This window comes from Shewanella sp. 10N.286.52.E4, assembly GCF_041468785.1.
GTDB classification, from domain to species: Bacteria; Pseudomonadota; Gammaproteobacteria; order Enterobacterales; family Shewanellaceae; genus Shewanella; species Shewanella electrodiphila.
The window spans coordinates 1-22239 of sequence record NZ_JBFRJJ010000011.1; the positions used below are offsets into that span (position 1 = coordinate 1).

At 39.8% G+C, this 22239-nt stretch carries 16 protein-coding genes and 1 other RNA gene; 3 read left to right on the forward strand and 14 right to left on the reverse strand.

Annotated features, from left to right (window positions below; translation table 11 throughout):
* The 8 genes from AB4153_RS06075 to AB4153_RS06110 all read right to left on the reverse strand — a co-directional run.
* The coding region (locus AB4153_RS06075; RefSeq protein ID WP_371996726.1) for a glycerate kinase at nucleotides 1-290 on the reverse strand (290 nt) is incomplete at its 3' end.
* 66 nt (nucleotides 291-356) lie between these two features.
* Nucleotides 357-1715: a GntP family permease gene (locus tag AB4153_RS06080; protein WP_102528607.1), complete on the reverse strand. Its 1359-nt coding sequence runs from the start codon at nucleotides 1713-1715 to the stop codon at nucleotides 357-359.
* A gap of 213 nt (nucleotides 1716-1928) precedes the next feature.
* A complete protein-coding gene (locus tag AB4153_RS06085; RefSeq protein ID WP_248955953.1) occupies nucleotides 1929-3080 on the reverse strand; it encodes a sugar diacid recognition domain-containing protein in 1152 nt (383 codons plus the stop codon).
* Between the two features lie 25 nt (nucleotides 3081-3105).
* Entirely contained in the window at nucleotides 3106-3684 is a 579-nt protein-coding gene (locus AB4153_RS06090) for a hypothetical protein (protein ID WP_303516686.1), read from the reverse strand.
* 182 nt (nucleotides 3685-3866) lie between these two features.
* On the reverse strand, nucleotides 3867-5954 hold the full coding sequence (locus tag AB4153_RS06095; RefSeq protein WP_303516684.1) for an MtrB/PioB family decaheme-associated outer membrane protein: 2088 nt from the start codon (nucleotides 5952-5954) through the stop codon (nucleotides 3867-3869).
* A gap of 12 nt (nucleotides 5955-5966) precedes the next feature.
* The gene (locus tag AB4153_RS06100; protein WP_371996804.1) at nucleotides 5967-6902 is read right to left on the reverse strand and encodes a DmsE family decaheme c-type cytochrome; all 936 of its coding nucleotides are present in this window, start codon (nucleotides 6900-6902) and stop codon (nucleotides 5967-5969) included.
* A gap of 136 nt (nucleotides 6903-7038) precedes the next feature.
* Nucleotides 7039-9018, reverse strand: a complete 1980-nt coding sequence (locus AB4153_RS06105) for an OmcA/MtrC family decaheme c-type cytochrome (RefSeq protein WP_324295172.1) — start codon at nucleotides 9016-9018, stop codon at nucleotides 7039-7041.
* A gap of 281 nt (nucleotides 9019-9299) precedes the next feature.
* Nucleotides 9300-11432, reverse strand: a complete 2133-nt coding sequence (locus AB4153_RS06110) for an OmcA/MtrC family decaheme c-type cytochrome (RefSeq protein ID WP_371996727.1) — start codon at nucleotides 11430-11432, stop codon at nucleotides 9300-9302.
* Nucleotides 11433-12128: 696 nt separating this feature from the next.
* Here AB4153_RS06110 and ffs point away from each other — a divergent pair.
* Nucleotides 12129-12225: signal recognition particle sRNA small type (ffs, locus tag AB4153_RS06115), an RNA gene on the forward strand.
* 119 nt (nucleotides 12226-12344) lie between these two features.
* Here the strand turns inward: ffs and AB4153_RS06120 are convergent.
* From AB4153_RS06120 to dinG, 6 genes are read right to left on the reverse strand one after another with little or no spacing between them, the layout of a single operon-like run.
* On the reverse strand, nucleotides 12345-12677 hold the full coding sequence (locus AB4153_RS06120; RefSeq protein WP_102528601.1) for a late competence development ComFB family protein: 333 nt from the start codon (nucleotides 12675-12677) through the stop codon (nucleotides 12345-12347).
* A 37-nt stretch (nucleotides 12678-12714) separates the two neighbouring features.
* Entirely contained in the window at nucleotides 12715-13620 is a 906-nt protein-coding gene (locus tag AB4153_RS06125; RefSeq protein WP_303516677.1) for a histone deacetylase, read from the reverse strand.
* 33 nt (nucleotides 13621-13653) lie between these two features.
* Nucleotides 13654-14361, reverse strand: a complete 708-nt coding sequence (locus AB4153_RS06130; protein WP_102528599.1) for a DUF2057 domain-containing protein — start codon at nucleotides 14359-14361, stop codon at nucleotides 13654-13656.
* 9 nt (nucleotides 14362-14370) lie between these two features.
* A complete protein-coding gene (locus AB4153_RS06135; protein WP_102528598.1) occupies nucleotides 14371-15036 on the reverse strand; it encodes a primosomal replication protein in 666 nt (221 codons plus the stop codon).
* Entirely contained in the window at nucleotides 15033-15806 is a 774-nt protein-coding gene (locus AB4153_RS06140; protein WP_102528597.1) for a TSUP family transporter, read from the reverse strand. The genes AB4153_RS06135 and AB4153_RS06140 overlap by 4 nt, the downstream gene beginning before the upstream one ends.
* Nucleotides 15807-15814: 8 nt before the next feature.
* On the reverse strand, nucleotides 15815-17890 hold the full coding sequence (gene dinG, locus AB4153_RS06145) for an ATP-dependent DNA helicase DinG (protein ID WP_102528596.1): 2076 nt from the start codon (nucleotides 17888-17890) through the stop codon (nucleotides 15815-15817).
* A gap of 235 nt (nucleotides 17891-18125) precedes the next feature.
* Here dinG and AB4153_RS06150 point away from each other — a divergent pair, with 235 nt between their 5' ends.
* Nucleotides 18126-20645, forward strand: coding sequence for a DNA polymerase II (locus AB4153_RS06150; RefSeq protein WP_371996729.1), 2520 nt, complete (start codon nucleotides 18126-18128; stop codon nucleotides 20643-20645).
* 223 nt (nucleotides 20646-20868) lie between these two features.
* Nucleotides 20869-22056: a porin gene (locus AB4153_RS06155; protein WP_248955944.1), complete on the forward strand. Its 1188-nt coding sequence runs from the start codon at nucleotides 20869-20871 to the stop codon at nucleotides 22054-22056.
* Nucleotides 22057-22239: the final 183 nt, after the last annotated feature.

The following is a 22239-nucleotide window of genomic DNA, read 5'->3' on the forward strand; positions in this document are numbered from 1 at the left end:
GTGCCAGTGCCAGTGCCAGTGCTAGTGCCTGAGTCATTATTGTTTGCACCCAAAATGCCATAATGTGCGTTAACTGGTTGTCCATCAGGCCCTGTGACTTGAAGCATTTGCATTTTGCCGCCAGTGGCATCTACCATGGCTTGTACAGTACCTTCACCGCCATCGGCCATGGGTACTTTGCAATATTCAGCATCAGGAAACACACGCTTAAAACCTTCTTCAATAGCATTAGCAACACCTAATGCACTCAAGCTTTCTTTAAACGAATCAGGGGCAATGACTATTTTCATATTGTCTCTCTTGGGTTTAAAAGAGCCACCTACTTAAGGGTGGCTATAATGGATAACAATAGCGGGTTAAAGCAAAACTAAGCTTAAAAGGTAAACCAGTGTCATGGCTGTAACACCTTGAACCAGTGTTGCCATGGTTTGCGCACGATATGCTTGTTTAACGCTCATGCGACTAAACTGGGTAACCACCCAGAAGAAGCTGTCATTAGCGTGTGATACGGTCATAGCACCCGCGCCAATGGCCATAACGGTTAATACACGTCCCATATCACTTGCAAGACCAATATCACCCAGCAGTGGCGCGACTAAAGCTGATGTAGCCACTAATGCAACCGTTGACGAACCTTGTGCTGATTTTAATGCTGCAGCCACAATGAACGGCATAAATATCCCGACACCTAATGCCGACAAGCTACTTCCAAGGAAAGTACCGATTTCAGTAGCTTTGAGAACAGCACCGAATGCGCCGCCTGCACCAGTGATTAATAAAATAGGCGCGGCAACAATTAAGCCTTGGCTAATACGTTCGCTGAACTCTTTAATTTTGTCAGCGCTTTTTAACAAAGGAATGGCGAGTAACAGACCAATCATTAAGGCGTTAACGGGTTGACCTAAAAACATCAAGGTATCAAATATGACTTCTTTACCCAGTGGCGCAGAAGGGAAGTTGGCTATAGAGCCTAAGCAAATCAACAATATTGGTACAAAGATTGGTGCGAAAGCTTTTGTTGGGCTAGGTAGTGCACCGTAGCTTTGCTTTAAGGTTTCATAATCTTCAACTTTATTATTGAGCTCTTCAGCGCCTTCACCATCAGGTTGCTCATTGGCAAAACGATTTGCCCATAATGTGCCAGCAAGCGCGGCTATTGCAGCGATAAATACACCAATAGCAATGACTAAGCCTAATTGATTTTCAAGGCCTAGGTTACCGGCCGCAGCAATAGGACCAGGTGTGGGTGGCACAAAAGTATGAGTTGCGTATAAACCCGTTGCAAGAGCAACACTCATGGAAACACTTGAAACTTTCATTCGATTTGCCATTGACTGTTTTAACGAGTTCAAAATGACAAAACCTGAATCACAAAATACAGGAATAGAGACGATGTAACCGATTATCGACATGGTGAGCGTTGGGAAACGTTTACCCAGCACTTTAATGACTACATCGGCCATGGTGATAGCGGCACCGCTTTTTTCCAAAATCGTGCCTATGATGGTACCGAGTACAATAACAAGCCCTATGTAACCTAAAATACCGCCAAAGCCACTGGTAATGGTTTTAGCAATGTCGGCACTAGGTAAGCCATAGGCAAATGCGGCTAAAAAAGAAGCCAAAATTAATGTCAAAAAGGGGTGTAGCTTAAATTTTGAAGTCGCAATAACGATAAATGCAATTACGCCAATTAATATCAAGATCATGCTCATGATAACGTCTCTGGTCAGGGTATAAAGATAGTTGTTTTTGTATGCGTATTATTAAAAAGTTGCACAATATATGCTTTGTTCAATTGAACAGATTTTTATGGATATAAAGATTTAAACATGTGCATATGCACATATTTTTGACATGTAGATGGTTAATAAAAGGACTGGACTGTTTTACTGACGAAATAAGCTAACGTGTTAACTTTGCAGTCATTAAGCTTGATGCATGATTTGACCAAGGTACAAATTAAGTAAGTGATGGAACTCTTGCAAATTTGTTCCGGTGATTTGCTGAATTTTATCTAATCGATAGCGGAGCGTATTGCGATGAATAAACAGCACTTCTGCACACTGTTTATGATCGCCAATATGTTGAATATAAACAGATAGTGTTTTTTGAAGTACACCATTTTTGTCTGCTTCAACTAATTTTAAATAAGGTGCAGACAAGGCATCACCGCGCCAATGTTGTTTTAAGCCGGTAAATATCACTTGAAGGGCATAGTCTTCATATAAATACTTACTGGATTCAGGGTTTAAGCTTTTACCAATAGCCAAGGTCTCTTTCGCGGTACGATACGATTTTGCAATGCCTTCAATACCGATAAAAAAGTGGCCAAGTGAAATATTGAGGTTTAATTCCATATTGGCAGGAATACGCTTTAACAACTTATCTATTCGATGGCTCTCAAGTTCCGGATCCCATTGTTTACCATTAAGGTATGCGGGTTTTAGAATGACCAGCTGATTAAGTGATGTCATCGCAATCAGGTTATTACGATCTGGGTGCTGCAGTAAGTGGACGATTTGTTTCAACGCTTGATTATTGTGAACTTGTTGCTGCTTGACTGATTCTATTTCAATAATGGCGACAACACGCTCAACGGTAATATCTATGCCTAACTGATGTCCCCAATGAGTTAATTGATCGACATCTTTATCTTCATCTCGAATCAGTTGAAGAATGAACTCTTCTTTCTGTCTATTTTGCCATTGTAATTGATCTTGCAAGTTAGCTTGTTCAACAATCATTTCAGCGGTCATTTTTAATAACTCGCCATATTGGGCTAATTCACAAGGCTGACCTGTAATGCCAATGACACCCACTATCTGACCTTGATAGTGCAGAGGTAAATTCAGCCCTGACTTTACCCCGTGTAAGCTTGGGGCAATGTCTTGATTAATTTCAACATTTCGGTTTTGACTAATTGCCAGTAATGCACCTTCATGTATTGAGCCTATTCGCTCATTAGAGCCAGAACCTAAAATAACGCCCTGGGCATTCATCACATTGATATTATGCCCAATAATTTTCATTGTTCTGTCTACAATCCTGTTGGCGATTGCACTGTCAATTACATACATATGTCCACTCAGAGAAGTTGCAAAATTAACTCATTACCTGAGTTATTAATTGATAAAGCCAGTAAAACAATAAACCGTAACTGGTTAATAAAGTCAATACAGTCGCGAACTTAGCGAAAGGCGGTATGTCAGTTTGTTTAAGCCCAATATGACACAAAGCAATAGAAAAAATGCTGATAGGTGCGACGATAATGCTCAAGGGTAATATGACAATGGCCCCAGTCAGTAAAATTAACGTCGAGAGACGCGATGGGGACTTCTTATTCGTTAATGGCATAGGGATAAGTGCAGTACCAATAGACAGCACAACCGCGCCCAAATACAGTACAAATTGTGCAAATGATTCGTACTGGCTTACAAAGCCTATAAGGGCAGCAAGTGGAAACAATAACGAAACTGTGACATGTTTTTGACTAAATGAAGATTGCACATATTGACCAGAGAAGTAACAACAGGCTTGTACGATGGCATTAATAAATGAGAAAGCCATTAAGGCAATCAAAATGAGAATACTGTCATTTGCCATTGATGTGGTTGAAGCATAGGCTGGCATAGCCAATAAAGAACCTGCTAAGCCTGATAGAATAAGGTGTTTTTTTTGCATGATATCTTGAGTCTACTAAGTCACTTAAAAATAAATTTTAATAGACATCGCTTAGAATAGCTTTTGTTAATTTAGCAATATCGAGTTATTTGTTGGTATTTGCGAAAGAGGGCACAAATAGAAAGTGTTTTACAACAAAAAAGCCTGCAAAAATGCAGGCTTTTAATCAATTAATGCGTTGCTTATAACTTGTAGTTAACGCTTAGCATTATCATGTGAGCAGTATAATCATGGCTATTGCTGCCAAAGGTCATGACATTCCAAATATTATCAGGTGCGATATCATTTGCTGCATCATTGTCTAAGTACTTTTCAATTTTATAATCTAAACGTACAGCCATTTTTTCAGTGGCTTGGTATTGACCATATAAATTAACATTATGTACTTTGGCAAAGTAATCACCGTAATCACCCGTCACGCCTTGGCGAACTTGAGTGTTACTGTCAGATTCTGAATAGGTGTAATCTAAACCTAAACGTAAGCGGCTATCCATTAAGTTGTTATAACTTAAGTTAGCGCCTACTACATCAACAGTGTCTTCGATATCAGCTTGCCAAGTTGGACCTGAGAAAGTGCTGCTACCTGATTGTTGTGATTCAATAACCTGGTGGTTATAGAACGCATTCAACATGACATCTTTATTGAACATGTAGTTTACATTGATATCGTAACTGGTGTCTTTTGACTCAGTTAAGCCAATTTCAGTATCAGTATAGTCATCTAGTGCATAGCGCACGCCTAAATCAACAGTTAATGCTTCAATAGGGGTATGGCTTACGCGCGCTTCTACCATGCTGCGATCACGATCTGCTAGGTAATATTTACGTAATAGGTCGTTATTTTCAGATGATGTCCACTCAGATGCTTGGTAATCAGAACCGTCACGGTTACCGTAACTCCCTTTTACCCACATATCCCAGTTTTCAAAACTGTTGACGCGGTAACGAGCCCAAAGGGTGCTTTCTTCGGTCACTTCACGCTCTGAGTAACTACGTTCATCACGCTTGTAATCGACACCACCATCAAGCTTCATTCCGCGGCTAATGCGGTAATCAGCTGCTAACTTAGCGCGATGAGTTGTTTGATCATAAGGGGTGTTGTAAGCCACTTGACCATTAACATCGTTAATGCTGATTTGTGTCCACTCTTCAATATTGGTGTTGTTTTCGCGATCTGAGTAGTCGTAACTACCAGATACGCGCACACTGCGATTGATTCGGGACACGGCTTTTAACGTCATGCCAGTTAGGTCAACTTTTGCATCAACAGATTCTGTTGGCACACTGTAACCATAACCTGAAGTGACAACGTCTTGATCTTGACTCATCTGTCCAAACATCAAACGGCCACTGACTGCTGTGCCGTTTTCAGTATATTGACCAAGCAGAGACACAATATGTGACTCATTGTCTGGATCAAGTGCCATATAACCACGGGTTTGTGCACCAAACGTCGGGTTAAAAGCATTATCGTAACTTAATTGGGCATTATCATTTTTAAAGATAGAGCCATCGTAATTCAAGCTCGTAAACCAGTTTTTACCGCTAAACTTAATACCAGCATTAATGGTATCAGTGGTGTAATCAACTGGTTCAGCAATCATCATTGACTGATTGAAGAAGCTACCTGATGCTGTCTTAACACCAGTTTTTTCTTCACGCTGATAATTCACGTAAGTAGTGAACATTGATTCTGTTTGGTATTCAAAACCCAAACCTGCACGTTCACGTTTAAGCGAAAGCTCAAATGGGTTAAGGCTGCTGTATAACTCAGTCATACCGTCAGTTGAACCCGCTGTTTGCCAGTTATCGGGTAAAGTTAAGTCTGAGCCTCCAATACCACTGTACGGTGATACAACACTATTTGAGTCGTACGTTGCAATAGAGCGGTAGTTTAGGTTCAGGTTGTACTGACCAAGCTTACCGACATTCACGTCTAAACGACCGTTATCAAGACCTAAGTCAGTCGCTTCAACTTTTGCACGGTAACCAGACTCGCCAATGTAATTCACATCAGCATCTAGCTTAGGTGCAAACTCATTGTCGCTGCCAAATGCGTTAGCTGAATGAATGTCATCTTCGCTGTTGTAACCAACACCCACGCCAACACTACCTGTTACGCCAGTTTCTACTGCACAACCTTTACAAACCCACTTGTCGAATTTGACTTTGTCAGTATTGGCACTGCCTACACCGTAACCATCAGCTGCCATTGCAAATCCTGCATTGGCAACTAACGCTAAGGTGATTATATTCAGTTTAAATTTCATAGTCGTACATCCTTAACGCTGAAGTAATTTGCCAGAAGGGTGGTTAGAACCATGTACTTGGCTATGACAATTTAAGCAACTGCGTCCACCAGTAAAGGCATTATCACCAACATTAGAACCCATTCCTGTGTTCCCTAAGTAAGCATTGCTTGCATGGCCATCACTGGCATGACATTGCTGACATAGTTGTGGAGCACGAGTCTTAAGCATTCCTTCATTCACTGAACCATGTGGGTTATGACACGTTACACAGTTTTCAGTTACTGGTGCGTGCTCCCAAAGTTTAGGTCCACGTTTTTCAGCGTGACATGTATAACAAGTCTCGTTCACGCTTGGTTTAACCAAGTCTGAATCAGCCATGCTTCCATGTGGATTATGACAATCACTACAAGTCATTTGATTCCATTGCATTGGATGACTTGAGCGCTTATTCATATCTGTTTTTTGTTTTGTATGACAGCTAGTACACACTTCCATTTCTGTCTTTTTAGACAGAATAGGGTCGTTAGCGGTATGGACACTGTGACAAGAAGCACAAGCAACATCGGCATTATCATGATGGCTAGTATTCCAAGACATGCGGTCATCGTCTAAGTGACACCCCATACAAACACTGTTTTGTTTCTCTGGCGCTAGGGTAGAATCAGGACCAAAAGCGATAACTGGCTCGTTACCACCACGGTTATGTTTACCCATTGGGCCGTGACATGCTTCACATTGAAGGCCTGCCATTGGACTCTTTGACGATTCAATAGCACCGTGAACACCTTTAAAGATATCCATGACTTTTTCAGAACGTCTGTGACACATTAAACAAGAGTCGGCACCTTTTGGAGAGTAGCTGCCTTCTTCAAATTTCTTATCTAGAACAGCTTCAACTTCGTCAGGGGTCATTTTAGCATCCCACTTCGACGCATAAGCCGAGTGAGACATCCCAAGAGATAGCATAACAACTGCTACAAATGTCGGGATTATAGAATTTAGTTTCATTTTGATTTTCATAGTATGGCTTCCCAATCTATCCATGATGTAGATGTGATTTATGTAATGAAAGGGAGAAGCAAGCTCCTCCCTTAACAGTAAATTACATGTTCACCGCGGTGTGATCGAAAATGGTAGGTTTATGACAACCCATACAGAACTCGACTTGAGCTGAAGCATTTGCATCTTCGTAAGTACCGTTCACAACGCCACCTTGGCCTTCAGCATGCGCTTTAATTTCGTCAAAACCGTGACAAGAAGCACAAGTAGCAGTGATTGGAGTGGTGTATTCACCAGCTGAAGTCGCTAATGCACCTTTCAGTTTGAACGCATCAAGATTGAAGTCATTATGACACTGGGTACAATCACTGATGATATCTTGCTCACCATGAACACTGTGAAGTTTCATTTCAAGTGCACCTTGGTTTCCACCTGAAGCGTAAGTACCGTCTGGAGTATGACAAGTCACACAACCATCAACACCGACAATCACTTCACCATCTGCATTTTCACGACCTAATTGCTCAGTCATGATGAAGCCTGCATGGTAGCCTTTGTGTATCTCAAATGTTTCGCCGTGACAGTTTTCACACGTATTGAATGCAACTGAATCAGTGTGACGCATACTAGCTGCTTCACCTGAAAGCGTACCGAATACTAAGTCAGCTTTCATACTTGTAGTTGCGATATCATCGCCACAATCAACTGCAGCAGTGCCATCGTTACACATTTCTAAACCAATGAAGGTAAAGGCGGTATCTGTGTCTTGGATGCCAGCAGGTGAGTATTCTCCAAATGGAAGAACCGGTAAGGTGTACTGTAGTGCACCAGCTTCAACAGAAACGTTTTCGCCAAGTTCGCCATTACGTACTAAATCGTAAGCAACTTTTGCTTGTCCATTTCCTGGGCTTGCGTTGTAACCCATTATTGGGAAGTTAGGACCAACGTTAGTGATCGTTTCAATACGTTGAATCTTGCTTACTAATGTTGATGCATCAACAGCGCTGCCAGCAGCATCAGTAATCGTCACTGAGATAGTGGCTGTTTTGTCTGAGTTAACCATCAAGGTAGAAGTTAAACCATACATGTCGATAAATGCTTTCTTCTGTTCGAAACCACCTGTGTGGATTTCTTCAGTCCAGCTCGCGTTATGACATGCAATACAGTTTGAGTTATCTGACTGTTGAGAGTGACCTTCACCAGCGACGAAATCGATGCCAGTGTGACAACTTGTACAGGTTTCCATTGTTGGAATACGAGTCCAGTTGCCCCATTCAGTTAGTTCTTCTGACTCAACGTGACAAGATTGACAGTTGTCTTGAACAATTGCGTGTGCAGTTTCTGCAGTGTAATCGTTACGACCCCAAACTTTATTAGAGTTATGAACGTTATGAACTAAGTGAGCAAAAGCAACTTCAGGTTTACCACGACCATCTGCCCACTCTTGAGTGTGACAAGTGATACAAGTTTCTACAGTAGTTGCTTTGTGATAAATCTTTTCACCTTCAGCGTGACAACTTGCACATACTTCATGAGAAACGATATTTTTGGTGTATAGAGCTTGGTAGCCTTCACCGTCGAAGTCTGCAACGATTTCGCTGACAGGAACAGACGTTACACCATCCAGTAACGTCGAAGCCTCAGCGACAATGTTGAAGCGTTGAGTTAATTCAGCGTTGAATGTATCAGTATCGAAACTGTCAAAACTAAACTCATAGCTACCGTTTTTGTTATCAACGAAAGTCGATGTAGAGCCGAGTTTCTGCCAGTTTGCGCTATTACCAGCGCCGCTAGCGCCAACTGGGATAAGCTGAGCTGCATTTTCGATTGAAAAGTCTTTAAGGCCGACTACTGCTTCATCATCTTCATTAGTCGCATAAACTTTTACAGTAGGGATGTTGTCAGCGTAAGAAACTGACAGCACTTCTAATTTTAGCTGCTCAATTGCTTCAGCTGGAGTACCGCCTGGAAGACCAGGGTTACCATCTTTACCATCATCACCGTCACTGCCACAGCCTGTTAAGGCTACGCTGACTGCACTTGCTACAAGCATCAGTGCTATTTTAGAATTTTTCTTGTTCATCATTTGTCCCTGCGTAATAAGACATTGCATAAATTTGACTTGGCTATTTGTATTGCCGAGATACGTAGTCTCTTGAGTCAATTTAGCTTTTTGGGTTTTAAATTCATCAAATACAAGGTTAATCCACAATCAGAGAAAAATCTTTAAACCTAGACTGATACTGTGAAGCAGATCAGTCTATTTCTAAAGAGGTATACATTTTCTCAAGTAAACCTTGTTTTTATTGGCTTAAAGCAAAAAAGAGCCGCACGGTGGCGACTCTTTGTATTGCTAGCTAACCTTTACTGTCCACCCCAGTCGGAGTGTGCTTCAAGGATCTGACTATCGTTGTGACAAGTAGAGCAAGCCTCTATCACATTTAATGCGTCATAATCCGCCTCTGGTACACCTAGACTGTCGATTGTTCCAACTACACCGCCATTAGTTTCAATGTGGCTAATTGTTGATTCACTTAATCCGTAAGGAGGTACGTGACAACTTAAACAAGCTGCTGATTGAGGAGACACAACTAACAGGCCAACATCATCTTTACCAAATGCTACGGGAGCTGCATCAGTAGCAATGCCTTGGATAGAGAAACCATCATCGCCGTGACAAGCTTGACACTCAGTTTTCTTAAAGAATAAAGTTCCACTTGAGTCATAGACATAATGTTTATCATGAACTTTAGTTGCTAAGTTAGATGCTTCGCCACCTGATGTTGCACGTGTTCCATTATGACATGATGCACAACCATCAATATCATTGGTATAACGATGCGTAATTTGCGTTGTATGACATTGTTGACAATCAGCCATTTCAGCATGCTGCATACGTGGAGATTCAGCCACTGAACTACCATCTAAATTGAAGTAGTAAGTATCAGACGTTACGTATGGAGCATCTTGGTCACCCGCATCTAAATCATCAGCATCACAATATTCAACCACACCTTTGCCAGAACAAACATGTAATTGGCTGCTTAGTACAATAGTAGATCCAGCATCTATTAATGTCGCGATTTCAAAGTCAGCAGCACTAATAGTCGCTGTAATTGAGCCATCAGCTTCTTCAGCAAATGTGTCATAACCTACTTTTTGGTAATTAACCAAGAAGTCATCAGTCAGTACACCATTGATAACGATTGCACTATTAAAGCCACCGTATTGGTAAGGGCGTGGATCAATTTGATTTATTGCTACTAATTCATCACCATTTTTAACGGTGAAATTAACTTTAATTTCTGATTCATCATCAGCAACTGTCATCGATGAAAACTCAACTTTTAGCGCAGTTGCTAAGAAGTTACTGTTCAAATCATAATGAGCTTCTTCTGTACTGCGACCACTTCCTTCACTTGTATGACAATCTAGACAATTATTTCCTTGCCTATGTGATTTTGGAACACCAGCGGCTTCAGCAGCAGGGCTAGGGCTGTGACAGCTCCAACATGCAGTGGTATCAATATCAGCTTTCCAGCTATCAGTTAGGTTAAAATCTTCATTCGGATTATGACAAGTCAAACAGTTTGACGTCATTTGCGGGTATACACCGTCATCTGAGAAGTTAGCCGTAGTATGAATACTATGAACCATACCTTTAATCGAACCATCATATTCGTAAGCATCACCAATTGGGGTTCCATCTGCATCAGTGTCTTGCTTACTATAACTGTTATAATCTGTATGACAGAAAGAACAAGCTTCTTCCGTTACGTGTTTACTGCCATGCATAGAGAGTTCGCCTGCTTGATCTGCTCTATGACAAGTTTGACAATCAGAATTTGCTAAAATTTGAAGTGGCTTTTCAACTTCAACATCAGTAGCTGGTACCCAGTAGAAAAAACTATTGTCTACAATAGTTTGAGCATTGTTGTTGGATGTTTTGATTGACATGTAAACGCCATTGGTAGCGTCAGCCATGTATTCATACTTTTCTAAAGTATCAATTGCTTGGTCGATTGTGATTGAGTAACTGCCATCATTATTATCAACGAAACAATCCTCACACTCACTTTTACTGCCATCAAAGTAATTTGAACCAGTAAAATAACCGTCGCCTTTATCTTTATTGAAATAGCTTAACCAGATTTGTCTATCAATACTTGGATTAACGATTTCGTCTTCACCTGGTTCATTAGCAGAACCGACGCGGCCAAAAGAAATAGTGGCGATATCTGCTTGAGTTAAACCAGTTACAGCTACGCCATTGGCGTCAGCAAGCTTAAAATCAACAGTTAGAAATTGGCTTTCATCAACACTAGCAGTGGTAATCGTGCTCGTTAGAGTGGTTACAGAGCCGATTGGCTTACCAACGGTGCCATCTTCGCCATCTTCGCCGTCAGTTCCGTCGCTGCCACAGCCGGTTAGCGCGAAGGCTAAAAGCCCAGCACTAAATACCGCTTTAGCAGTAGTATTAAAATTGAATTTTTTCATCATTGTTCCCTGCAAGAGATTTTGTTTTAAACTTGATTCTTCATCATAAAATCAAGTGTATGGATAATATCCAAGTCTATGTAAAGCTCTTTTATTCTATTTAGTTAGGGCTAAAATCACTGTGATTTAGATCTTACTATTCCGAAAGAGGTATTACTTAATTCTACAATTTGAAAGTTAAAATGTTGAAATTGTAAAATGTGAAAAGCGCTTGCGTCGCAATTGTTGCTTGAGCGTTGCTGTAGTGTTTTTCACTAAACTATATGGATTATTTAATTAGAGTAAACTTAATTAATAGAATCATTAACTAACGTACCATCCAATACATTACTTACTGCTAAAATTACCATTACTAATAATAAGTGAATTGTGTGACTTTTGTTTGTATTTGAATGACTTTTTATGTGGTTTTTAGCGTTAAAATCTCACTTTTGTTAAAAAATGTGATCTAGATCGGCTTTGATGGCTTTTGATTAAATTAAAGGTTGTTCTAATTAATCTAAAGCAGAGAAAAGTGACTTATGAATGGCTTTATTGATTTTGGCAATGTACGAAAAAGCATTCAATTGAGTAATCATTGTTCAAACAAACATAAAGATGATGAAAGTATGGCGATTTAACTTGATCATGTCACAGGTGTGGGGGATAATCCTGCCGTTCACGTAAAACAGGTTTTATGTGAAATCTATGGTGACCTTAGGGTCCCCCCGCAATGATAACTTGTGAACTCGGCCAGGCCTGGAAGGGAGCAACCGCAGCAAGTGACTCGTGTGCCGGGGTGTGGCTCTAGGGGAACCTCCAAATTCTTCTTGTTTTACCATCAAAATTCTTAATGTCTTACTCATACATATTTTATATAGAAAATTTTTGTATTCAATTTTCTCAGTTTAGATCTGTTTAATTTTAGTACTTTTAATTTTCAGTACTTTCAATTCTCGGTATCGATTCAAGTTTTGCCTTTGCTTCAGCTTCTTCTTCCGCAATACGTCTTTTTAAGTTGGCTTTCAAAAATTCACGAGATTTCTCTAATGCGAGTTGTATTTCATTTTTCATGCTTTGCAGTTCGTTGTAATCTTCGAAAAAATACGTATCGACTAAATGCCTGATGTAACGCACTGGAAGCTGGTTTAAGGTTACGCAACATAGATCCGCTAAATACTCTTCTGGCAGTTCTTCTAATAAACCTTCATCTCTTAATATTTCCATTAATAGCACTTCATAGTAATTACGAATATCAACTTGCATGTTTTACTCCAAGAGAATGAATTTTTATATCAGTTTGCTACCAGATTGAATTGGCTGCAATAAAAAGTTGACTATGACGATGAGTTAATTCGGCTTCATTTCGGCTGTAACCACCGCCTATGACTGCTGCAATAGGGATATTAGCTTGTTTAGCGGTTTTAAATATAAACTTATCACGCGCTAAAATACCTGCTGTCGAAATGTTGAGATAGCCTAAATCGTCATCTCTATGAATATCGACGCCAGCATCATATAAAATTAGGTCTGGCTGGTGAATATTGATGAGGTAAGGAACCACTTGTTCGAGTGAATGAAGAAAGTGGCGGTCATCAATTCCTTTATCAAATTCTATGTCATGGTCTGAATGAGGTTTTCTTGAAGGAAAGTTTTTTAAGCAATGAAAAGAGCAACTGATAATATTGTCGAATTGTGATGATAGGGTTGCGGTGCCATCTCCTTGATGAACATCACAATCAATAATAAGCACTTTAGTCGCTTTAGCATTAGTAATCATGCCATTGGCAGCGACTATTAAGTCATTAAATATGCAAAATCCACTGCCAAAATCATAGTGGGCATGATGGTATCCACCGCTGAGATGTAAAGAAACGCCATGTTCGATGGCTAAATTTGCACATAAGCTTGTACCACTAACGGCGTGTAAGGTTCTATTTAATAGTGCTTCACTCCAAGGGAATCCAATTCGGCGCATGACTTTAAGGTCAAGTTTATTGTCGATGAAATCATCAACATACTTGTCTTGATGCACTTGCTTGAGTACTTCAACTTGAATCATTTCCGGTGAATGAAAATCGGAGGGTTTAGCTATTTGATTGTTCAGCAAATATTGCTGCAGCAACTGATATTTACTTGTTGGAAATCGGTGGGTAGAAGGTAACGCCAGCTTAGAATAGCTGGCGTGATAAACAAGTGGAATACTCAATGTGAAATTTACACGCTTATTTTGATATTCAATTTACAATTGCTTGATTGCCCAGCTCATGAATTCTTTTCTTGTTTCTTCATCTGCTTGTAACCACCAATATTGAAGCATTTGTTCTGGGTGTGTTGCTGTCTCACCTGCAGCTGGAGTTGCAGCTTTTACTGCAGGTTTTGAAGCCGCAGGGGCCGTTGCTGTAACTGTTGCGCTTGTTGCTACTGCAGCAACTGGTAGCGTTTTCGTATTACTGTCAGTCGCAGAAGCTGCTAGCGTATCAATATCTTCACCTTTATTACCGCTAAACAAATTACTGATAAAAGTACTCTCTTCATAATCAGTTTGCGTCACTTTGTAATCAACAGCACCGTTGTCTTTACGAGAAATAACGATTTGCGGGTCTTTAGCAAATGACTTTGGCTTTTTAACAAATTCACCGTCAATTGGCTTGAGCTGATACTCATGATCACCATCAACATTGATAGCCACAATAAAAGGTGATGACTTTACAAAGCTTTGACTGTCACTAAAATCATCATCAACCATGTCATGATAGCGAATAGCAATTTTATGGCTGCCGTTATCAAGTTCAAGGTCAGTCTTATGAGTAAACATGTTGGTATCGATTTCTTTACCGTCAAGTGCAAGATATTCAAATGACATTGGGATAGTTAGGTTAGCCGCCATAGCTGACGTTGAAGTCGCTAAAGCTAATAACGCTGCACTGAGCGGAAGGGTAAATTTCATTGTTGCTCCTTAACGATTGTTATTTCGATGCGGTCGTTCAAACATTTGAATTCTTTCTTCAATATAACTGATTGCTTGACGACATTTCCCTAATCGACGATGTAGAGAAAGTATTTCATTTTGTATCATGATTTTGTCAGTACTGTGGCAGTTTGCAAGCTTAGTTTCCATTTCTGCAATTTTTTGTTCAAAAGTTGTAGCCCAATTCAAATGTTTATTTAACTCTTGATATATTTGGTGGCTATTCTTCATCACATTACTGGCTATCCAGCCAAAACCACTGTCTGAATGTTGTTGCTGTTGTTTCTTAGCATACCTTGCGCGACTGTTGGCACGTTTCTGCTCTGCAGTCTTAACATTGATATTGGTTGTAACGAGTGCGCGGCGCAATGCGGTAAAGCGATCTTGAATACGTTGACAACTCAGTTCGATTATTTTGACATCGAGTTTAAGAGAAAGTTGCTTTTCTAATTGTTGAATGTCTTTTTTCAGTTGCTGAATACAAGGGCTAAGTTGCGCTCCTTGTTGAATAAATAGTTGTGAGTTAAAACGTTCAATATCTTGGAGCATTTTCTTTTGCTGGGCTGGCAATTGTTGATCATGATGCAGTGCATCTTGTTCAAGTGAGCTGAGCTGCTGCTTTAATTGATAAATAAGTTGGTTGGTATTTCTCATAACCAGGCTGTCCAAGCAAGATGTGCTGCAATTGATAAAACAGTAATAATAAACAGAGGTTTTACAAAGGGAATACCGAATCTAATAGCCGATTTAGCGCCAATGAATGAGCCTGCCATCATGCAAACCCCCATCCATAACCCTAGAACCCAGTCGACTTCTCCTAGTAAAGCGAAGATGACTAATGCAGTGACATTACTAACAGAAGTCATTACACGCGCTAATGCACAACTATTTAGCAGTGGCAATTTGTATAGTCTTATGCTTGATACCGTCCAAAATGCACCAATCCCAGGACCTGCAAAGCCATCGTATCCACCTAATAGTACACCTTGAGCAGTTTGTTTTTGTTTGCATGGGGATGTCATCGGAGCGGCTTTTAAATTCTCGCCCATTGCTTTGGGGCTAAATAAGGTATAGATGGCGATACTGATAATAACTAAAGGTAAGATTTTCTCGAGCCAAGCTGCATCTATAAGATATACAAAAATACTGCCTAAAATTGCACCGAAAAAAGTCGCGATAAAGGCGGTTCGCCAAAATCTTAAGTTAATAAGCTGTTGCTTATAATAAGTATACCCAGCAGTCATTGAACCAAAGCAAGCTGCTAGTTTATTGGTACCAAGTGCTAAATGGGGCGGTATTCCCATTGTTAATAATGCAGGAATAGATAATAATCCACCACCACCCACTACAGCATCAATAAAACCGGCCACAAGACCAATAACGGCCAAGATTACCCAGTGGCTTGGATCTAACAAGAATTCCAAATAATTACCTATTCTATAACTTTACGAAATGGCGGAAGGGCATCAAGTAATGATTTGCCATAACGCTTAGTAATAAGACGTCTATCTAAAATGGTTACGCGACCATAGTCATCTTCTTTACGGAGTAATCTACCACAACTCTGGATTAATTTGCGTGAAGCATCTGGAATAGTTAGCTGCAGGAATGGATTGCCACCTTTACTCTTTATGTATTCAGCATGTGCTTGTTCAACGGGTGAGGTTGGCACCGCAAACGGCAATTTAGTCACGATTAAGTTAGTTAAATAATCTCCCGGTAAATCTAACCCTTCTGAGAAACTGCCAGTACCAAAAATTATGCTTGGTTTACCTTCATCACAGCGTTGTTTGTGTTGTTGCAATATTTGTTGTCTTGGCATGGTTCCTTGAACAAAAAGTTGCTCTTTAGGTATTTTGCCACTGACTTGATCTGTGACCTTTTCCATTTGCCAATATGAGGCAAATAAAACCAATGTCGCCATTTCATCTTCAACTAGTGCAATGATTTGTTCAGCTAGTTCGTCAGTATAGGCATCTTCTGTTGGCTCGTTATTCATCTGTGGGATAAATAAAGTGGCATTATTTTCGTAATCAAATGGCGATAGTAGTGCTAAGAAGCGACTGCCATCATTAAGGGATAGACCAACTTGATGAGCAAAATGATTGAAATTATTTAATGCTCGAAGCGTTGCACTACATAATACGACCCCCGCTGCTTTTTGCCACAGCATGTGCTCAAGCATAAAGCCAACTTCAATAGGGGAGGCGCAGAATAAGTAATCCTGTTGTTTTCCGGTAATTAATTCTGCCCAACGTGCCATCGGAGCACCTTTTTTCGAATCCTCTTTAGCTAACATTTTCCAAAGCTTACTTAAGTTCTCAAGTCGCTGCAGGATAAATCCCGCTTCTGAGAGAACGGCTTCAGATTGATGTTTAGGCAATTCACCATCTTTAATGGCTTCACTGAGCACTGATTGAATTTTGTTAAACTGTTTGACGGCTAGATTTGAGGTGGTCGCTAAATTTTCGGCCTGTATTAGTAATGACTCTGGTAATTTGCCATTTTCAAAACGTAATCGAGTTTCTGGGTTAGCAAATAATTTAGGTTGTGTATCGCAAAAATGCGCCACTTGATTAAGTTGAGTCACTAAATCGCCAATATGGTCAAGCATGGCTTGTACTGGCGCAATGATATGAGTCGTTTTAAGTTGATTTTGCAGTTTTGAGCAAGTTTTCGAGGCTTTTTCTAACCAGTCACTGGCTCCTCTTAGTGTGGCTTGCGCACTGGAAAAGTCTCTGGCAACGGTTGGCAGGTGATGGGCTTCATCAATAACGTAAAACATATCTTCAGGCTCAGGTAAAATCACCCCGCCGCCAAGCTCTAAGTCAGCAAATAATAGACTGTGGTTTACAATTAATACGTCCCAAGTTTCGACGTCTTCGCGCGCTTTATGAAATGGACAGTTGTGGTGACTGGACATTTGACGATGGCAGCTGTGCTTGTCACAACAGATTTGTTGCCATAAGAAGTCTGGTAATGGTTGCTCTAAAGTATCAATTTCGCCATTCCATTTACCTGCCTGAAAATCTTGATGCAGTACTTTTAGTAAGTCAATTTGGCTTTGGTCAGGTTTGGTTTGCCACATTGCTAATTGTGATGTGTCTTCTGGACCAATCATTGCTGCAAGTTTTGCTAGGCAAACGTAGCGCTGTCTTCCTTTTACGAGACCAAATTTAAAGTCGACACCTGATTGCTGTAAAAAGAAGGGCAGGTCTTTGTGCAATAATTGTTCTTGAAGGGCCACAGTTGCGGTGGCAATACATACTTTTTTCTTGCTGGCTAATGCAAGTGGAATAGTACCTAAGATATAAGAAAGAGATTTACCAATACCGGTACCAGCTTCACAAACCATGATCCTGCGATGTTTATCATAATCACCAGCTAATGTTTTAGATATTTCAGCCACCATGTAGTTTTGCTCTCTACGAGAACGAAAATTTGGCATCGCAGTCGCAATATCTTTATAGATAGTGCGGATCTGAGTTTTAATATGATCCGTTAACATGTATGGCCCATTAGTAATCTTTACTTACTAATTCTTTATTTGCTGGTATATGCTGTACATAATAACAGTGATTTTAAATGTTCGGAATAAATAATCGAACGTTTATAGCGTCTTTAGCGACACAGGTAAGTAATTTAGTGGTAAAGATAAGTTTATTTAGTTAACTGAAAATACTTATTTGCCCCAACGATAGGTTAATCATGCATAAACAGACGATTTCAGGGCAACATTGTAGATGACAATACAAAATTCAATAGGCACTGATACTAGCACTAGCACTAAAACTAACAATGATGCTTTACTTTCGATCAAAGGAAGGGTGCTGACTAGACATGCGACTTATCGTCACGGCCGATTAATGCTGCAATATTATATAAAAACAGAAACAGGACCGGCACTCATTGAACTAGAACAAGCTGAAGTTATCTGTTTTTGTAAACAAAGTGACAGTGAATTGATTCTCGGTCATTTCAATTCAGGTATACGTATTGAGCCTATCAGTTTAAAAAACTTTAAGCATCAAGCTGTTTCATGCATCTATTTAAAGTCAACGACAGTACAGAAGCAATTGCTCAGAATTGCCAATGATGCAGGAATCGAGATCTATGAAGCCGATATAAGGGCAGAGCAACGTTATCTTATTGAGCGATTTATTGCGTTAGATGGAGAGTTCATTGTTTCTGCTGACTCAAGCAATGCAGAAACACCTTTATCACTGACTGAGGGGGCTACTTTTGCAAGTGCTAGCCATTCGAATGACCCACTAGCATGCTATGCAGCATTCAAAACAAGAAAGGCAGATTTAGCCATTCCATTATCAATGATTTCACTGGATTTTGAATGCAGCCCATCTGGAGAGTTGTACTCAGTTGGATTATATGGCTCTCAATCAGCACTTGATAATCAAAGCCCCTTATATAAAAAAGTCATTATGCTTGGTCGACCTGATTTTGACGCTGATGAGATTAATGAGTCTGATGATAGCGTTGAATATATTCAATGGGTTGATGACGAAGTGGCATTAATCCATCAGTTAATTCATTGGTTCAATGAATATGATCCTGACATTATTATTGGCTGGGCAGTGGTTACCTTTGATTTAGCACTTCTATATAGGCGTTGTCAGTATCATCGAATTCCTTTGTTAATTGGTCGTGGCGGTACAGAATTGTCATGGAAAGTTGAAGATAAATTCAGACCAGAAACGCTGTCTTTACCAGGAAGGGTTGTTTTGGATGGTATTGACTGGATAAAAGCGGCATTTTATCAATTTGAGCGTTATTCACTCGAACATGTCTCGCAACATTTATTAGAAGAAGGTAAAGCCATTGATCATGTTGAAAATAGAGGGCAAGAGATTTGCCATTTATTTGCTAATGACAAAAAAGCACTCGCTTTTTATAACCTGACAGATTGCCGACTGGTTTGGGATATTTTTCAAAAAACACAATTATTGGCTTTTGCCTTAGAAAGAGCAAAGTTGACGGGGTTAGAATTTGGCCGAGTTGGAGCATCGGTTGCGGCTTTTAATAATCTCTACCTTCCGCATTTACATCGAAGTGGCTATGTTGCCCCTGCAAGAGCAACAAGTCATGGCTTAGAATCACCAGGTGGTTATGTGATGGACTCTATTCCTGGTTTTTATAAGGATGTATTAGTTCTCGATTTTAAGAGTTTATACCCTTCAATTATTCGTACTTTTTTAATCGACCCCAAAGGATTAATAGAAGCGGAAAATCAACTTAAGGAGCATACGGTCCCAGGTTTTTTAGAGGCTCAATTTAGTCGTGACAATCCCATTTTACCAAAACTTATTGCTCAGCTCGCTGCGCAAAGAGAGTTAGCTAAACTTAATCATGATAAACCTCTTTCTCAAGCTATAAAGATAATCATGAACTCTTTATATGGGGTTTTAGGCTCCAAAGGTTGTGTGTTTCATGATGCAAAACTCGCAAGCTCAATTACGATGCGTGGCCATCAGATAATGAAGCAAACCAAAACATGGATTGAAGCAGAAGGTTATAAAGTGATTTATGGCGATACTGACTCAACTTTTGTATGGCTTGGTCAACATCATCAAATTGAAAATATCGCCAAGCTAGGAAATAAACTTGCAAAAATGGTCACTGACAAGTGGACAAAAACCTGTAAAGAGCAATACCGAATTGAAAGCTATCTTGAGTTAGAATTTGAAAGTCATTTTAATCAATTTGTGATGCCGACTTTAAGAGGCTCTGATGCGGGCAGTAAAAAACGTTATGTAGGCGCAACAGAAGATAAAGAAGGACAAATTGAACTTACCTTTAAAGGAATGGAGCAGGTGCGAAGTGATTGGAGCCCTGTTGCGAGAAGGATTCAATATCGCTTGTATTTTTTACTTTTTACTAAAGGTGACGTGAAGGCGTATTTGCAACAAGAGCTGCAAGATCTTGATGACGGTAAATTGGATGATGAACTTATATTTAGAAAAAGATTAAAAAGACATGTTGAAGAATACACTGCGAAATCGTCACCTCATGTAAAAGCTGCGATTAGACTTTGTCAATTAACAGGAAATGATAAAGCGGGCAAGCGGGGCACTATGATTGAATACCGTATGACATTAAATGGCGCTCAGCCCATAGAGGCCACCGCTGAAAAAATTGATTATCAATATTATGTTGAAAAACAGATAAAACCGATTGCTGAACCTGTTTTAGCGTTACTTGGAGAAGGGTTTGAAAGTCTAAGCAGTAATCAGATGATGTTAATTTAGTGTTACTTAATATTGCATTTGTGGTAAATCGTTACTATTTTTGAGTGGTTTGGTAGTTGATTGTGCTGTTTGATGTGTTGTTTTAGTTTATTCAGGCGTAAAAAGCACGCATTTCTTTGTTTTGATATATTTCAGCATGCTAGCCTTTGATGAAAGGATAATACAAACAAAATGGACTGTTATCAGAAATTATGATGAAAATAAAATGGGAAGGTTTAGCTTAATGAAAAAGACTTTAATCGCTTCAGCACTTGCAACTGTTATGTTCGTACCTGCAGCTTCAGCTATCGAAATCTATAAAGATGATAAAAACGCTGTAGAAATCGGCGGATTTATTGATGCGCGTGTATATCACGGACAAGGTGATACTGAAGTTGTAAATGGCGCTTCACGTATTAATTTCGGTTTCGATCGCCAAATGGGTGATGGCTGGAATGCATTTGCTAAATTAGAGTGGGGCGTAAATCCTTTCGGTGACAGTAAAATCCAGTACAACAATGACCAATTGTCTTATGAAAATGGTGACTTCCTAGCTAACCGTTTAGGTTATGTTGGTGTGAATCATGACACTTACGGTTCAGTGACAATTGGTAAGCAGTGGGGTGCTTGGTACGACGTAGTTTACAACACTAACTATGGCTTTGTATGGGATGGTGATGCATCTGGTACTTACACGTACAACAAAGGTGATGGTTCTGTAAACGGTACCGGTCGTGGTGACAAAACAGTTCAATACCGTAATGCATTCGGTGATTTTAGTTTTGCAGTCCAAGCACAGCTTAAACAAGATGAATTCGATGTGCTTTCAGATGGCAGTATCAACCCTGAAAATCCTACAGCGCCATTGATCAGTGCTCAACAAACTGTTGCGACCGTTGAATACAACAACACTTACGGCTTAGCATTAACTTACCAAGCCACTGACAACTTTGTTGTTACTGCAGGTGTTAACGTAGGTGAGTTTAAAGGTTCTACAGTTGAAAATGAAAAAATCGAAGAAACTGATATCATTTATGGCTTCGGTTTAACTTACGGTGGTTGGGATGCTGAAGGCCTATACGCAGCGGCTAACTACAGCAAACAAGAATTCCATGATACAGATAACCTAGGTCGTCTGATTTCAGAAGCTTATGGCGTGGAAACGCTTTTATCATACCGTTTTGATAACAACATTCGTGCGTTCCTTTCATACAACATCTTAGATGCTGGTGATGAATATAAAGCAGATTACAACGGTGATACGTTTAAGCGTCAATTCACAGTTGCTGGCCTACATTACATCTGGGATGCTAATACAGTTATCTACTTAGAAGGTCGTGTTGATAACAGCGACTTTAGTGGAAGTGAAGAAGCTGCAATGAAGTTATCTGACGATGACGGAATTGGTTTCGGTATTCGTTACGTGCTTTAATAATTTCACAAGCCGTTTTTAAATTGAAAAACACCCTATTTAGGGTGTTTTTTTTGGCCTTTTTTTTATGAACGAAACAACAGATGTTAATTACTTGTACATGCTTTGTGCTTTTATTAGGCATATCTTCTACTTGTTAGAGCTTAAAAAAGAACCAGATAGAAACAAATTTTTAACATTAAG